The following is a 14,266-nucleotide window of genomic DNA, read 5'->3' as shown; positions in this document are numbered from 1 at the left end:
GCGTCCCGTCACGGCGCTGGCTAGGTTCCGCCGCAGCCAGGGGATAGATTTCATGCAATTTTCGTCCACCGACCGATATGTCGCGCCGCCCGACCTGACGATGGCCGTCAACGCCGCCATCACGTTGGAACGTCCCCTGCTGGTCAAGGGCGAACCCGGCACCGGCAAGACCGAACTGGCCCGGCAGGTCGCGGCCTCGCTGGGGCTTGAGATGGTCGAGTGGAACGTCAAGTCCACCACCCGCGCCCAGCAGGGGCTTTACGAATACGATGCCGTGTCACGTTTGCGCGACAGCCAGCTTGGCGATGCCCGCGTCCACGAGATCGGCAATTACATCCGCAAGGGCAAGCTGTGGCAGGCTTTCGAGGCTCCTCGCAAGGTCGTCCTGCTGATCGACGAGATCGACAAGGCCGACATCGAGTTTCCCAACGACCTGCTGCAAGAGCTCGACCGGATGGAGTTCCACGTCTACGAGACCGGCCAGACCATCCGCGCCGCCCATCGCCCGGTGGTCGTCATCACCTCGAACAACGAAAAGGAACTGCCCGACGCCTTCCTGCGCCGCTGTTTCTTCCACTATATCCGCTTTCCCGACGCCGAGGTGCTGCGGCGCATCGTGGATGTCCACTTCCCCGGCCTGAAGCCGCGCCTGCTGGACGAGGCGCTGAACCAGTTCTTTGAACTGCGCGAGGTGCCGGGGCTGAAGAAGAAGCCCTCGACCAGCGAATTCCTCGACTGGCTGAAGCTGATCCTGGCCGAGGACCTGTCCCCCGAGGACCTCAGCCGCCCTGCGGGCGAGATGCTGCCCCGCCTGCACGGCGCGCTTCTGAAGAACGAACAGGACGTGTCGCTGTTCGAACGCCTGGCCTTCATGGCCCGGCGGCAGGGGCGGTGAGGGGGATGGGCGCAATCGCTGCGCCAAGGTCTTGCAGCCGGAAAGGAGGCAGCCACCGATGAATCACCTGCGACCCCAGCACAACGCGGCTTGTCATTGCGGCTCCGTGCAGTTCAAGGTTCGACTGACGGATGAATTCAATACGATCCGGCGTTGTTCATGCTCTTATTGCCGGATGCGTGGCGCCATTGCCGCTTCGGCGCAGCTTTCGGATATCGAATTCGTCAAGGGCGAAGATAACCTGACGCTTTATCAGTTCAATACCGGAACCGCGAAGCACTATTTCTGCAAGACCTGTGGGATCTATACCCACCACCAGCGTCGTTCCAATCCCAGCCAGTTCGGAATCAACATCGCATGTATCAACGGCATCAGCCCGTTTGATTTTGCTGAAGTCGTGGTTATGGACGGCGTTTCGCACCCTTCGGATTCCGCCGGAGGTCCCAAAATCGCGGGTGTTCTGAGGTTCAGCCCCGCCGAATAGGCGCAAAAGCGGCTGGGTGCGCCAAGCCATCATGCAGCCCGATGACTGGCTACATGATCGAACCCCGGAAACGGCCGTGGCGGCAAAGTTCGACCTTGCGCGCGACCTTGCCCCGGATCCTGAGGCGATAGACATTTTCTTGTCGCAGGTTTCGGGAAATTCGGAAGGAATGACGATGAAGGCTTTGGTTATCGGCGGAACCCGCTTTATCGGTGCGCATGTCGTGCGGCGTCTGCATGATGCCGGTGCGCAGGTTACAGCCTTTCATCGCGGGACAAGCTCCAACCCGATCCTGCCGGAAATCGAGCACGTTCTGGATGCTTCGGCGGAATATCCGATAACGGCATTTCCGGCTGATCTGATGCGCGATTGGGATATCGTCATCCATATGGTTGCGATGGGCGAAGCCGATGCAGATGCCGCCGCACGTTCATTCGCGGGGCGAACTGGCCGCCTTGTTCTCGTTTCGAGTTGCGATGTTTACCGGGCCTATGGACGGTTGATGAAAACAGAACCGGGACCGCAAGAGGCGGTGCCTCTGCGCGAGGATGCGCCGCTTCGCTCGGTTCTCTATCCTTATCGTGGCATGGAGGCGCAGCTTGGCACTTACGCCCACGACTACGACAAGATTCTGGCAGAGCGCGCCGTGCAGAATAGGCCCGGCCTCGACTGGACCATTCTGCGTCTTCCCAAGGTCTATGGACCGGAAGACAACAGTGATCTTTCGACCGTTTACAACTTTGCGGGGGTGCCGGGGTGGCGTTGGACTCATGGCCACGTCGAGAACGTCGCCGCTGCAATCGTTGCGGGCGCATCTCACCCCAAAGCGCGCAATGCGGTTTTCAATGTCGGAGAGGAAGTCACGCCAACAGTGGGCGAGCGGCTGGCATCATTGCCAGCGCGAAACGGCGAGACACCCGTTCCACCGCCGTTTGACTATAGGCAGCATCTTGTCCTCGACACCGGGAAAATCCGTGTAGAGCTTGGTTGCACCGATGTTGTTGATGAAAGAACAGCTATGGCCGAGCTTGCCTTGCGAAATTCCTGAAATCAGCAACGGGCCGCCCCGGAAAACCGAGGGGCTGTTCAGGGCGAACACCATCCGGGTTCCGCAAACCCGCCGTCCCCGCATCACCCCCGCAGGCCGGTCTGTTCCAGCAATCCGCGCCGCTTGGCCTCGTAATAATAGCCGCGCGCATACCAGCTTACCGCGCGATCATGGTTGCCGTTCGCGACGATATAGGCGCCGCGCAGGTATTTGACGGCATATTGCAGGTTGGTGTCGGCATCCAGCAACTGGTTGGGGGAACCGCGGTGGCCCATCGTGCGCGCGGTTTCGGGCAGGATCTGCATCAGCCCGTAATAGGGACCGTTGCGCGCATGGGGGCGGTGGCTGGATTCGCGGATGATGACGCGATGCACCAGCGAACGCGGAACCTGGTAATGGTCGGACCAGTAGTTGATCTTGCGGCGCAGTTCGGGCGTCTCGTTGGGGTGCAGGTCGGGGCTGCCGAAATCGCGCGGGCGTTTCGTGCCGCCGCCGCAGGCCGCAAGTGCAAGGGCCGACAGGATCAGGCTTCTGCGAAGGATCATGGTCTTTGCTCCGGGTATGTGCCTCGTCCGGTTCTGGTGCCGGTGGCTATCGGATAGGGGCGCAAAGGCCTTGCCGCAAGGAAAAAGGGCGTGTCCGTGCGTTATCCATTACGGGAAGCGCGTGTTTTGGGATCATGCAACGCAAGCAGCGGAAAACCTGTCGCACCCGGCAGCGACGGGATGAACAAGCCAGGGGGCCTTGGTCCCGAACAGGAACAACGCCGCGAGGATGCAGCCCAGCGCGCCGATCGTGGGGGCGGATCCGAGAAGAATCCACCGGGCCATCGTTGACAGACCATCGCTGAAACAACCGCGACCAGCTCATGCCGAGTGCCGGCGCATTGGCGGGCCGGGGGGCGGCCCGCCGGATCGGCGCTCAGGCGTGGATCGCGCCATCGCCGCAGGCCAGCGCGGCCTCGCGCACCGCTTCCGAACAGGTCGGATGCGCGTGGCAGGTCAGGGCGATATCCTCGGCCGAGGCGCCGAACTCCATCGCCACGCAAACCTCGTGGATCATCTCGCCCGCGTTCGGGCCGATGATATGGCAGCCAAGCACGCGGTCGGTTTCGGCGTCCACGATCATCTTGACGAAACCGTCGCCCTGGAACATCGCCTTGGCACGCGCATTGCCCATGAAGGGGAACTTGCCGACCTTGACCTTGCGGCCCGATTCCTTCGCCGCGGCCTCGGTCAGCCCGACCGAGGCGACTTCGGGCGCGGTGTAGATCACGCCGGGGATGACGTCGTAATTCACATGGCCGTGCTTGCCTGCGATGGTCTCGGCCACCGCCATGCCCTCGTCCTCGGCCTTGTGGGCCAGCATCGGGCCGGGCACCGCGTCGCCGATGGCGTAGATGCCGGGCACGCTGGTCTGCCAGTGCTTGTCGATCTGCACGAAACCGCGGTCGGTCAGCGCGACGCCCAGCTTGTCCAGCCCCTGCCCCTCGACATGGGGGCGGCGGCCGGTGGCGACCAGCACCACCTCGGCCTCGATCTCATGGGCGCTGTCGTCCTTGCGCAGCTTGTATTCGACCTTGCCGCCCTCGGCCTTGGACACGGCGGCGCCGAGGATGAACTCCAGCCCCTGTTTCGTCAGCAGCTTCTGGAACTGCTTTTGCACCTCGCCGTCCATGCCCGGCGTGATCGCGTCCAGATATTCGACCACCGTGACCTGCGCGCCGAGGCGGGCGTAGACCGAACCCAGCTCCAGCCCGATCACGCCCGCGCCGATCACCACCATCGAGGCGGGGATCTTCTTCAGCGCCAGCGCGCCGGTGGAATCGACGACCACGCCCGCGTCGTTGTCGACCGTCACGCCCGGCAGGCTGGACGGGACCGAGCCGGTGGCGATGACGATGTTCTTCGCCTCATGCACCTGATCGCCGACCTTGACGCGACCCGGCGCCTCGATCTCGGCCCAGCCTTTCAGCCAGTCCACCTTGTTCTTCTTGAACAGGAATTCGATCCCCTTGGTGTTGGTGCCGACGGTCTCGGACTTGTAGCCCAGCATCCTGTCCCAATCGACGGTGGGGGCGGCGCCCATCAGGCCCATCTTCTCGAAATTCTCATGGGTTTCGTGCAGCATGTGGCTGGCGTGCAGCAGCGCCTTCGAGGGGATGCAGCCCACGTTCAGGCAGGTGCCGCCAAGGGTCTCGCGCCCTTCGACGCAGGCCACCTTCAGGCCAAGCTGGGCCGCGCGGATGGCGCAGACATAGCCGCCGGGGCCGGCGCCGATGACGATGAGATCGTAGGACATTCAGGTCTCCATTAAGTGTCGCGGCCCCGGTGGGTCGCGCGGGTCAGGTGAACAGGGCGATCAGGATCATGGCCAGCGTCGCCACGAATCCCACCGCCCAGATGAGCGAGCGCCACGGCGACCAGCCGAAGGCATAGGCGGGCACGTAAAGCACGCGCGCCGCCAGATAGAGCCACGCGCAAAGCACCGTCAGCGGGCTGGTGCGGTCCCAGAAGACCACTAGCACCACGGCGATGGTGAAAAGGATCAGCCCCTCGAAATGATTGTCGACCGCGCGGCGCAGCCGTCCGGTCATGGGCGACAGCGGGGGCGAGTCGTCGCGCGGCCCGGCGTTCCAGCGCGGGCCGGTGTCGCGGTTCATCGAGGCGCCGGCCAATCCGATCTGGACCGCCTGTAACAGCGCGGCAAGGCCGAGGGCGGTCATCTCGGCAGACATCAGGCGGTTTCCACGAAGTGGAACCCGGTCCCCGTGACCCCGGCCAGGCTGTTGAAGGCCCCCGCCGCGCCGTCCAGATAGGCGCGCGCGGCCTTGGCGTCGGATACCTGGAACAGCGCCCAGACATGGCTGTCATCCTCGCGCCACAGTTGCAGCAGCGACAGCCCGTTGTTGCCGCGATCCTCGGCATCGGCGTCGAAGGCGGGCTTGAACCGGGCGTAATCGGCGATGGTGTAGCGGGCGATCATCTGGGTCATGGCTCGGTTCTCCTGTCAGGGCTGCGGGTGCGGTCCGCAGGTGCGAAGATTGCGCGTCTGTCATGCCCCGAAGGCTGCAAGTGCCGGGATCGGCTGGTGGTTTTTCCGGCCCGCAGGGGTGCAAACGAGGCGCGATGAAGGAAGGGGCGCGGGAAATCGCGCCCCTTTCCGTTTTGTGATCACAGATCCATCAGCAGGCGGCGGGGGTCCTCCAGCGCTTCCTTGACGCGGACGAGGAAGGTCACCGCGCCCTTGCCGTCCACGATGCGGTGATCGTAGCTCAGCGCCAGATACATCATCGGGCGGATGACGATCTCGCCCTTCACGACGACGGGGCGTTCCTGGATCTTGTGCATCCCCAGGATACCCGATTGCGGCGGGTTCAGGATGGGCGAGGACATGAGCGAGCCATAGACCCCGCCGTTCGAGATGGTGAAGGTGCCGCCCTGCATGTCGTTCATCGTCAGCTTGCCGTCGCGGGCGCGCAGGCCCAGCTCGCCGATCTGCTTTTCGATATCGGCAAAGGAAAGCTGGTCGGCATCGCGCAGGACCGGCACGACCAGCCCGGTGGGGGTGCCGACCGCGACGCCCATGTGGACGAAGTTCTTGTAGACGATATCTCCGCCGTCGATCTCGGCATTGACCTCGGGGACTTCCTTCAGCGCGTGGCAGCAGGCCTTGACGAAAAAGGACATGAAGCCAAGCTTGACCTTGTGCTTCTTTTCGAAGGCGTCCTTGTATTCGTTGCGCAGGCCCATGATCGCCGACATGTCCACCTCGTTATAGGTGGTCAGGATCGCGGCGGTGTTCTGCGCATCCTTGAGGCGGCGGGCGATGGTGGCGCGCAGGCGGGTCATCTTGACGCGTTCCTCGCGCGCGCTGTCGGCGGCCGATCCGGGCTGACGCGGGGCCGCCGCCGGTGCGGGTGCGACTGACGGCGCCGCCGCGGCGCGGGCCACGTCTTCCTTCATCGCGCGGCCGTCGCGGCCCGAACCCTGCACCTGGTCGCGGGTGAGCCCGGCCTCGGCCATCGCCTTCCTGGCTGAGGGCGCGTCCTCGACATCGCGGCGCGGCGTCAGTTGCTCGGGACCGGCGCCGGGCGATTGGGTGGCCGCCGCGTCCTGCACCTTGGGATCGGCGGTCTGCGGCGCGGGGGCGGTGCCGGCGGCGCCTTCGGTGATGATGGCCAGCCGGGCGCTGGCCTCGACCGTTTCGCCCTCGGGCGCGAGGATCTCGGCCAGGACACCCGCAGCCGGTGCCGGAACCTCGACCGAGACCTTGTCGGTTTCCAGCTCGCACAGCATTTCATCCTGCGCGACCGCATCGCCGACCTTCTTGAACCATGTCGCGACGGTGGCTTCGGTGACGCTTTCGCCCAGGGTGGGCACCATCACATCGACGGCTTTTCCGCTCATTCTCTCTTGTCCTTCCTTGGGATTGGCCGCCGGTCGTTCGCGCGGCAACATTTCTTCGGGACCTGCGTTCCCGTCCTCGGCGATTTGCGCAAGCAATGCGTTGGGCGCGACGGTCTGGCCCTCGGGTGCAACGATTTCGGCCAGCGTTCCCGCGGCGGGGGACGGCACTTCGACTGTCACCTTGTCGGTTTCCAGCTCGCACAGCATTTCGTCCACGGCGACGCGGTCGCCCGGTTTCTTGAACCAGGTGGCCACGGTCGCCTCGGATACCGATTCGCCAAGTGCGGGGACGCGCAGTTCGACAGCCATTGGCCTATTCTCCGATCGTGATGGCTTCGTGGACCAGCGCCTCTTGCTCGGCCTTGTGGCGCGAGGCGAGGCCGGTCGCGACGGAAGCGGCGGCATTGCGGCCCACATAGCGGGCGCGGCCATGCGTGGCGCCGACGCGGTTCAGCACCCATTCGATATTGGGTTCCACGAAGGACCAGCCGCCCTGGTTCTTGGGTTCTTCCTGGCACCAGACGATTTCGGCCTGCTTGAAGCGTTCAAGCTCGCGCGACATGGTTTGTGCCGGGAAGGGATAGAACTGCTCCAGCCGCAGCAGATAGACATCGTCGGCCCCGGCGGCATCGCGCGCTTGCAGCAGGTCGTAATAGACCTTGCCCGAGCAGATGACGACGCGGCGGATTTCGCTGTCCGGCTTCAGCGTCAACTCGGACCCGCCGCTTTGCGCGTCGTCCCACAGCACCCGGCGGAAGCTGGAATCGGGCAGGAAATCCTGGACCTTCGAGGTCGCCAGCGGGTGGCGCAGCAGCGATTTCGGCGTCATCAGCATCAGCGGCTTGCGGAAGTTACGCTTGAGCTGGCGGCGCAGGATGTGGAAGTAGTTGGCCGGGGTCGAGCAGTTCGCTACGATCCAGTTGTCTTCCGCGCAGCCTTGCAGGAAGCGCTCCAGCCGCGCGCTGGAATGTTCGGGGCCTTGCCCCTCGAACCCATGCGGCAGCAGGACGACCAGCCCCGACATGCGCAGCCATTTCTTTTCGCCCGAACTGATGAACTGGTCGAACATGATCTGCGCGCCGTTGGCGAAATCGCCGAACTGGGCCTCCCACAGGGTCAGCGCGTTGGGTTCGGCCAGCGAATAGCCATATTCAAAGCCAAGCACCGCATATTCCGACAGCATCGAGTCGATGACTTCGTAGCGCGCCTGCCCCTGGCGGATATGGTTGAGCGGATAATACCGATCCTCGGTCGCCTGGTCGATGAAGGCGGAATGGCGCTGGCTGAAGGTCCCGCGCGTCGAATCCTGGCCCGACAGGCGCACCGGATGGCCTTCCAGCAGCAGCGAGCCGAAGGCCAGCGCCTCGCCCGTGGCCCAGTCGAAACCCTCGCCGGTCTCGAACATCTTCTTCTTGGCTTCCAGCAGGCGCCCGACCGTCTTGTGCAGCGCGAATTCGGCGGGGGCCGAGGTCAGCGCGCGGCCGATCTCGTCCAGCGTCGAACGCTCGATCCCGGTCTGGCCGGCCATGTAGTCCTCGCCCTCGACGCTCAGGCCCGACCATTTGCCGTCGAGCCAGTCGGCCTTGTTGGGCTTGAACTCCTTGCCCGATTCGAACTCGGTGTTCAGATGGGACTGGAAGGCGGCCTTCATGTCCTCGATCTCGCCTTCGGGGATCAGCCCGTCGGCGACAAGGCGGTCGGTGTAAAGCTGCAAGGTCGTCTTGTGGCCCTTGATCTGCTTGTACATCGCCGGGTTGGTGAACATAGGCTCATCGCCTTCGTTGTGACCGAAGCGGCGATAGCAGAAGATGTCCAGAACGACGTCCTTGTGGAACTTCTGCCGGAACTCGGTGGCGACGCGGGCGGCGTGGACGACCGCCTCGGGGTCGTCGCCGTTGACGTGGAAGATCGGCGCCTCGACCATCAGCGCGATATCGGTCGGATAGGGCGACGAGCGGCTGAAATGCGGCGCGGTGGTAAAGCCGATCTGGTTGTTCACCACGATGTGGATCGTGCCGCCGGTCTTGTGGCCGCGCAGGCCCGAAAGGCCAAAGCATTCCGCGACGATCCCCTGGCCCGCAAAGGCCGCGTCGCCATGCAGCAGGATCGGCATCACCGCCGCGCGCGTTTCGGTGTCGTTCATCTGGTCCTGCTTGGCGCGGACCTTGCCCAGAACCACCGGGTTCACGGCTTCCAGGTGGCTGGGGTTGGCGGTCAGCGACAGGTGGACGGAATTGCCGTCGAATTCGCGATCGCTGGACGCGCCGAGGTGATATTTCACATCGCCCGAACCATCGACGTCCTCGGGCTTGAAGCTGCCGCCCTGGAATTCGTTGAAGATCGCGCGATAGGGCTTGCCCATGACATTGGCCAGAACCGACAGGCGGCCCCGGTGCGGCATCCCGACCACGATGTCCTTGACGCCCAACTGGCCGCCGCGCTTGATGATCTGCTCCATCGCGGGGATCAGGGATTCGCCGCCGTCAAGGCCAAAGCGCTTGGTGCCCATGTATTTGACATGCAAGAACTTTTCAAAGCCTTCGGCCTCGACCAGCTTGTTCAGGATGGCGCGGCGGCCTTCGCGGGTGAAGCTGATTTCCTTGCCGTAACCCTCGATCCGCTCCTTCAGCCAGGCGGCTTGCTCGGGGTCCGAGATATGCATGAATTGCAGCGCGAAGGTGCCGCAATAGGTGCGCCGCATCAGCTCGACGATCTGGCGGACCGTGGCGACCTGAAGGCCAAGGACATTGTCGATGAAGATCGGGCGGTCCAGGTCGTTCGGCCCGAAGCCGTAGGTCGCGGGGTCCAGCTCGCCCGTTGTCGGCGTTTCGCGCTGGCCCAGCGGATCGACGTCGGCAAACAGGTGGCCGCGGATGCGGAAGGCGCGGATCAGCATGATCGCGCGCACCGAATCCAGCACGGCGCGGCGCATCTGCTCATCGGTCAGGGAAACGCCCTTTTCGCTGGCCTTGCCGCCGATCTTCTTCATCGCCGCATCGGCCTCGGCCTTGGTGGACTGCGGCCATTCCCCGGTCAGCGCCGAGGTGTTTTCGTCCTGTGGCATCGGCGGCCAGTCCGCGCGGCGCCAGCTTGCGCCTGCGGCTTCGCGCGTCACGTCCGACTGCTCGTCGCCGAGGCTGGAAAAGAACGCATCCCAGGCGGCATCCACCGCCGCCGGGTCCTTGGCCCATTGGCCATAAAGCTGCTCGACATAGGTGGCGTTCTGTCCTTGCAGAAAGGACGAGTCGTGAAACGCTGCGTTGCCGCTGGGGGATTGGTCGTTCATTGCACAGCCCTGGAAGGTTGCGGCCCGCTGCCGGGCCGGGATGAAGGGGACGGCCAAGACCGGCCCGCGACGAAGGATGACAAGGTTCGCGCGGCGCAAGGGGCCGCGGATCGAAAGCCCGCCCGCGCGGCCCGCCGGAAGCAGGCGGGGGCAGAAGGCGGGCCGAAGCTGAAAGACATGCGCATGACCCTACCCGCAGATGACGTCGATCATGCGCGCGCCCGGATCGTCCATCGGCGCGGCCATCGGGACCACGATGATCTGGGCCGGGCGCTTGCGCTCAAGCCGGCACAGCGCGGCGGCGGCGCCCTGTTCGGCATTGGCCGGGGCGCGGGCGGGGTGGTAGATGACGCGCCAGCCCGCATCCTTGCGCGCGACCGAGCGCACCGAGGCGGGCGGCAGGCTGGTCGTGCGATGCAGGTCGGTCGCGGCGGGAACGCCGCCCGGCAGGATGTCGTCGGTCGGCGCGGCCCCGCAGCCCGCCAGCACCAGCAGGACGCAAAGCGACAGCGGGCCAAGCCCTGCGGCCCGGCCCATCCGCTTGGGCCTGCCCGAAGCGATCACGAAAGATCCGGCCCCGGAAGGGGGGGCCTTGCCGCCGTCGGATCGCGATGCATTTTCGAACACGTCGAACACCATACTGTCGGAATGGCATTGCCACCAAGGTAGGTAGCGGCAATGCCCAAGTCAAAAGCCTTATTTGCCGATCGCCTTCAGAACGGCCTCGCCCAGACCCGCGGGGCTGTCGGCGACGACGATCCCGGCCTTCTTCATGGCCTCGATCTTCGATTCCGCGTCGCCCTTGCCGCCCGAGACGATGGCGCCGGCATGGCCCATGCGCCGGCCCGGAGGCGCGGTGCGCCCGGCGATGAAACCGGCGGTCGGCTTCCATTTGCCCTTCTTCTTCTGCTCGGCCAGGAATTCTGCGGCCTCTTCCTCGGCCGATCCCCCGATCTCGCCGATCATGATGATCGACTCGGTTTCCGGGTCGTCCAGGAACATCTGAAGCACGTCGATATGTTCCATCCCCTTGATCGGGTCGCCGCCGATGCCGACCGCGCTGGACTGGCCCAGACCCACGTCCGAGGTCTGCTTGACCGCCTCATAGGTCAGCGTGCCGGAACGCGACACGACGCCGACCGAGCCGCGCTTGAAGATCGAGCCGGGCATGATGCCGATCTTGCATTCGTCGGGCGTCATGATGCCGGGGCAGTTCGGCCCGATCAGGCGGGATCCCGATCCTTGCAGGGCACGCTTGACGCGCATCATGTCCAGCACCGGGATGCCCTCGGTGATGGCGACGATCAGCGGAATCTCGGCGTCGATGGCCTCCAGGATCGAATCCGCCGCGAAGGGGGGCGGGACATAGATCACGCTGGCATTCGCGCCGGTTTTCGCCACGGCCTCGTGGACAGAGTTGAAGACCGGCAGGCCGATATGCTCGGTCCCGCCCTTGCCCGGCGTCACGCCACCGACCATCCGCGTGCCGTAGGCGATCGCCTGTTCGGTGTGGAACGTGCCCTGCGAGCCGGTCAGGCCCTGGCAGATGACTTTGGTGTTTTTATCTACGAGAACAGCCACTTGGGCCTCCTTGATATATGTGTCTCGTCTGGCCGCGACGCATCATGGCGCGGCCCGGAATCTTTCTACGGTGACGTTGGTGAAACCGTCCGACGTGGCAATCGCCACGCTGGCCGAAGGCGGAAAATCGGGGCTGGCCAACACTTTGACCTCTGTTGGCGCGTCGGCCATTTTCAGAAGTGCAGGCCCGCCGACCGCCCCGCCGACCGTGACGCCATCCTCTCCGATCAAGGCATGTGCATTGGCAAGCGTCGTATCGTGCAGGCTGGCTCTGGTTTCGTCGCGAACGACGTTGCCATACAGCGTCAACATGCAACTTACGGCGGTTCCGCCGGGCAGGCTGCGCGCAGTGACGAAGTTGGCGCCGATGAAGTCGCCCTCCGCGTCGGTCAGCGTTATCGTCGCACTCAGGACCTTGCCATCGGTGGTCGCCATCGCAGGCGCCTCGGAGGTGATGTCGGCAAGCGCCAGCACGCTGGCCGGATCGGCAAGGGCGGCATCGCAATCGGAAAAAAGCTTGTCCGCAAGCTCTTTCCCCGAAATATCCGCCGCCTGCGCGGTCGAGGTCGCCATCAGGCAAAGCGCGATGATGCAGCCTTTGCGCCTCATCAGCCCTTGACCGCTTTCACGATTTTCTGGGCCGCGTCCGACAGGTCGTCGGCGGCGATCACGTTCAGGCTGGATTCGGCGATGATCTTCTTGCCCAGATCGACGTTGGTGCCCTCAAGCCGCACGACCAGCGGGACTTGCAGGCCGACCTCTTTCACGGCGGCGATGATGCCTTCCGCGATGATGTCGCAGCGCATGATGCCGCCGAAGATGTTGACCAGGATGCCTTTGACGTTCGGGTCCGAGGTGATGATCTTGAACGCTTCGGTCACCTTTTCCTTGGTCGCGCCGCCGCCGACGTCCAGGAAGTTCGCAGGCTCGGCCCCGAACAGCTTGATGATGTCCATCGTGGCCATCGCAAGGCCCGCGCCGTTGACCATGCAACCGATCTCGCCATCCAGCGCGATATAGTTCAGGTCGTATTTCGACGCTTCCAGTTCCTTGGGGTCTTCCTCGGTCTCGTCGCGCAGGGCGAGGATGTCGGGCTGGCGGTAAAGCGCGTTGTTGTCGAAGCCCATCTTGGCGTCGAGGCATTTCAGATCGCCCTTGTCGGTCACGATCAGCGGGTTGATCTCGAGCATCTCCATGTCCTTGTCCAGGAACAGGCGATAGAGGTTCTTGATCAGCGCCACGCATTGCTTGACCTGCGCGCCTTGCAGCCCGAGGGCGAAGGCCACGCGGCGGCCGTGGAAATCCGACAGGCCGGATGCCGGATCGACGCTGAAGCTGACGATCTTTTCGGGCGTGTTGGCCGCCACTTCCTCGATGTCCATGCCGCCCTCGGTCGAGGCGACGAAGCTGACGCGCGAGGTGGAGCGATCGACCAGCAGGGCCAGATACAGCTCGCGCTCGATGTCGCTGCCGTCCTCGATATAGATGCGGTTCACCTGCTTGCCGACGGGGCCGGTCTGGTGGGTGACCAGCGTGCGGCCCAGCATCTGGCGGGCCAGTTCCTCGGCCTCGGACACCGATTTCGCCAGGCGGACGCCGCCTTTTTCACCGGCCTCCTTCTCGACGAAATGGCCCTTGCCGCGGCCGCCGGCGTGGATCTGCGCCTTGACGACCCAAAGCGGCCCGTCGAGTTCGCCCGCAGCGGATTTCACCTCATCGGCCTTGGTGACGGCGCGGCCATCGCTGACCGGCGCGCCATATTGACGCAACAGCGCCTTGGCCTGGTATTCATGGATGTTCATCGTAGTCCCCCGCAAATTCGGTTCGCCGAGTTGTGGCATAGGTCATGTCGCACAAGAAACCTAATTTCCCGTAAATGCGATGCAATTGGAGAAATTTCGCCGTTTGTGATCGCAGGCCCGAGGGGTGTGATCACAAAAACGGCGGTGCTGCATCGCAGCAATCCGCCATGTCCCTTGCGTGGGCCGGTCTACCTCTCGCTGGACGGGGGTGCAGGTGATTCGTGCGGGCCGCGTTCCGGCGCCTGGAGGGTCATCATCCTGCGCCAGACTGTGATCACAAACGGCGGCCATGAAAAAAACCCGCAGGCCGGTGGCTTGCGGGTTCTTCCGAAAACGGACCGATCAGGCGATCAGGCCAGCGTGTTGTCGATCTCTTTGCAGGCCGAGACCAGGCCCTTGACCGCATCGACCGACTTGTCGAACATCGCCTGTTCGTCGCTGTTCAGTTCGATGTCGATGACCTTCTCGATCCCGTTCGCGCCGATCACGGTCGGCACGCCGACATAAAGGCCGTCCAGCCCATAGGCGCCCTTGACATGGGCCGCGCAGGGCAGGACGCGCTTCTGGTCCTTGAGATAGCTTTCCGCCATCTCGATCGCCGAGGTCGCGGGGGCGTAGAAGGCGCTGCCGGTTTTCAGCAGGCCGACGATTTCCGCGCCGCCGTCGCGGGTGCGCTGGACGATGGCGTCCAGGTTTTCCTGGCTTGTCCAGCCCATCTTGACCAGATCCGGCAGCGGGATGCCCGCCACGGTCGAATAGCG

13 protein-coding genes and 1 pseudogene are annotated in these 14,266 nt (G+C 64.3%); 3 read left to right on the top strand and 11 right to left on the bottom strand.

Going from position 1 to position 14,266, the window contains the following annotated elements:
* Nucleotides 1-52: 52 nt before the first annotated feature.
* Genes Q0O97_RS08525 through Q0O97_RS08515 form a run of 3 tightly spaced genes read left to right on the top strand, consistent with a single transcriptional unit; the run spans nucleotide 53 to nucleotide 2,427 of the window.
* The gene (locus Q0O97_RS08525) at nucleotides 53-895 is read left to right on the top strand and encodes a MoxR family ATPase (protein ID WP_294927380.1); all 843 of its coding nucleotides are present in this window, start codon (nucleotides 53-55) and stop codon (nucleotides 893-895) included.
* Nucleotides 896-953: 58 nt separating this feature from the next.
* The gene (locus tag Q0O97_RS08520) at nucleotides 954-1,379 is read left to right on the top strand and encodes a GFA family protein (RefSeq protein ID WP_294927377.1); all 426 of its coding nucleotides are present in this window, start codon (nucleotides 954-956) and stop codon (nucleotides 1,377-1,379) included.
* A 16-nt stretch (nucleotides 1,380-1,395) separates the two neighbouring features.
* The gene (locus tag Q0O97_RS08515; RefSeq protein ID WP_294927374.1) at nucleotides 1,396-2,427 is read left to right on the top strand and encodes an NAD-dependent epimerase/dehydratase family protein; all 1,032 of its coding nucleotides are present in this window, start codon (nucleotides 1,396-1,398) and stop codon (nucleotides 2,425-2,427) included.
* 83 nt (nucleotides 2,428-2,510) lie between these two features.
* Here the strand turns inward: Q0O97_RS08515 and Q0O97_RS08510 are convergent, their stop codons facing one another.
* From Q0O97_RS08510 to Q0O97_RS08460, 11 genes and pseudogenes are all read right to left on the bottom strand, one after another.
* On the bottom strand, nucleotides 2,511-2,972 hold the full coding sequence (locus Q0O97_RS08510; protein ID WP_294927371.1) for a lytic transglycosylase domain-containing protein: 462 nt from the start codon (nucleotides 2,970-2,972) through the stop codon (nucleotides 2,511-2,513).
* Nucleotides 2,973-3,348: 376 nt separating this feature from the next.
* On the bottom strand, nucleotides 3,349-4,728 hold the full coding sequence (gene lpdA, locus Q0O97_RS08505; protein ID WP_294927368.1) for a dihydrolipoyl dehydrogenase: 1,380 nt from the start codon (nucleotides 4,726-4,728) through the stop codon (nucleotides 3,349-3,351).
* Nucleotides 4,729-4,771: 43 nt separating this feature from the next.
* Complete coding sequence (locus Q0O97_RS08500) at nucleotides 4,772-5,164, bottom strand: MAPEG family protein (protein WP_294927366.1); 393 nt, start codon at nucleotides 5,162-5,164, stop codon at nucleotides 4,772-4,774.
* Nucleotides 5,164-5,421 (bottom strand): hypothetical protein, encoded by a 258-nt coding sequence (locus Q0O97_RS08495; protein ID WP_294927364.1) that lies wholly within the window; start codon nucleotides 5,419-5,421, stop codon nucleotides 5,164-5,166. The genes Q0O97_RS08500 and Q0O97_RS08495 overlap by 1 nt, the downstream gene beginning before the upstream one ends.
* Before the next feature lie 179 nt (nucleotides 5,422-5,600).
* Nucleotides 5,601-7,145 (bottom strand): 2-oxoglutarate dehydrogenase complex dihydrolipoyllysine-residue succinyltransferase, encoded by a 1,545-nt coding sequence (gene odhB / locus Q0O97_RS08490; protein WP_294927361.1) that lies wholly within the window; start codon nucleotides 7,143-7,145, stop codon nucleotides 5,601-5,603.
* A gap of 4 nt (nucleotides 7,146-7,149) precedes the next feature.
* Nucleotides 7,150-10,122 carry a 2-oxoglutarate dehydrogenase E1 component gene (locus tag Q0O97_RS08485; protein ID WP_294927358.1) on the bottom strand — a complete coding sequence of 991 codons (2,973 nt, stop codon included), beginning with the start codon at nucleotides 10,120-10,122 and terminating at the stop codon, nucleotides 7,150-7,152.
* 189 nt (nucleotides 10,123-10,311) lie between these two features.
* Nucleotides 10,312-10,686, bottom strand: a complete 375-nt coding sequence (locus Q0O97_RS08480) for a hypothetical protein (protein WP_294927353.1) — start codon at nucleotides 10,684-10,686, stop codon at nucleotides 10,312-10,314.
* Between the two features lie 132 nt (nucleotides 10,687-10,818).
* Nucleotides 10,819-11,703 (bottom strand): succinate--CoA ligase subunit alpha, encoded by an 885-nt coding sequence (sucD, locus tag Q0O97_RS08475; protein ID WP_294927350.1) that lies wholly within the window; start codon nucleotides 11,701-11,703, stop codon nucleotides 10,819-10,821.
* A gap of 42 nt (nucleotides 11,704-11,745) precedes the next feature.
* The gene (locus Q0O97_RS08470) at nucleotides 11,746-12,276 is read right to left on the bottom strand and encodes a hypothetical protein (RefSeq protein ID WP_294927347.1); all 531 of its coding nucleotides are present in this window, start codon (nucleotides 12,274-12,276) and stop codon (nucleotides 11,746-11,748) included.
* 35 nt (nucleotides 12,277-12,311) lie between these two features.
* Nucleotides 12,312-13,505, bottom strand: coding sequence for an ADP-forming succinate--CoA ligase subunit beta (gene sucC, locus Q0O97_RS08465; protein WP_294927344.1), 1,194 nt, complete (start codon nucleotides 13,503-13,505; stop codon nucleotides 12,312-12,314).
* Between the two features lie 350 nt (nucleotides 13,506-13,855).
* Nucleotides 13,856-14,266: pseudogene (locus Q0O97_RS08460) on the bottom strand (malate dehydrogenase); the annotation flags it as partial.

The organism is uncultured Paracoccus sp. (assembly GCF_945915435.1).
Classification (GTDB): Bacteria; Pseudomonadota; Alphaproteobacteria; order Rhodobacterales; family Rhodobacteraceae; genus Paracoccus.
This window is presented reverse-complemented; position numbering and strand designations above follow the sequence as displayed.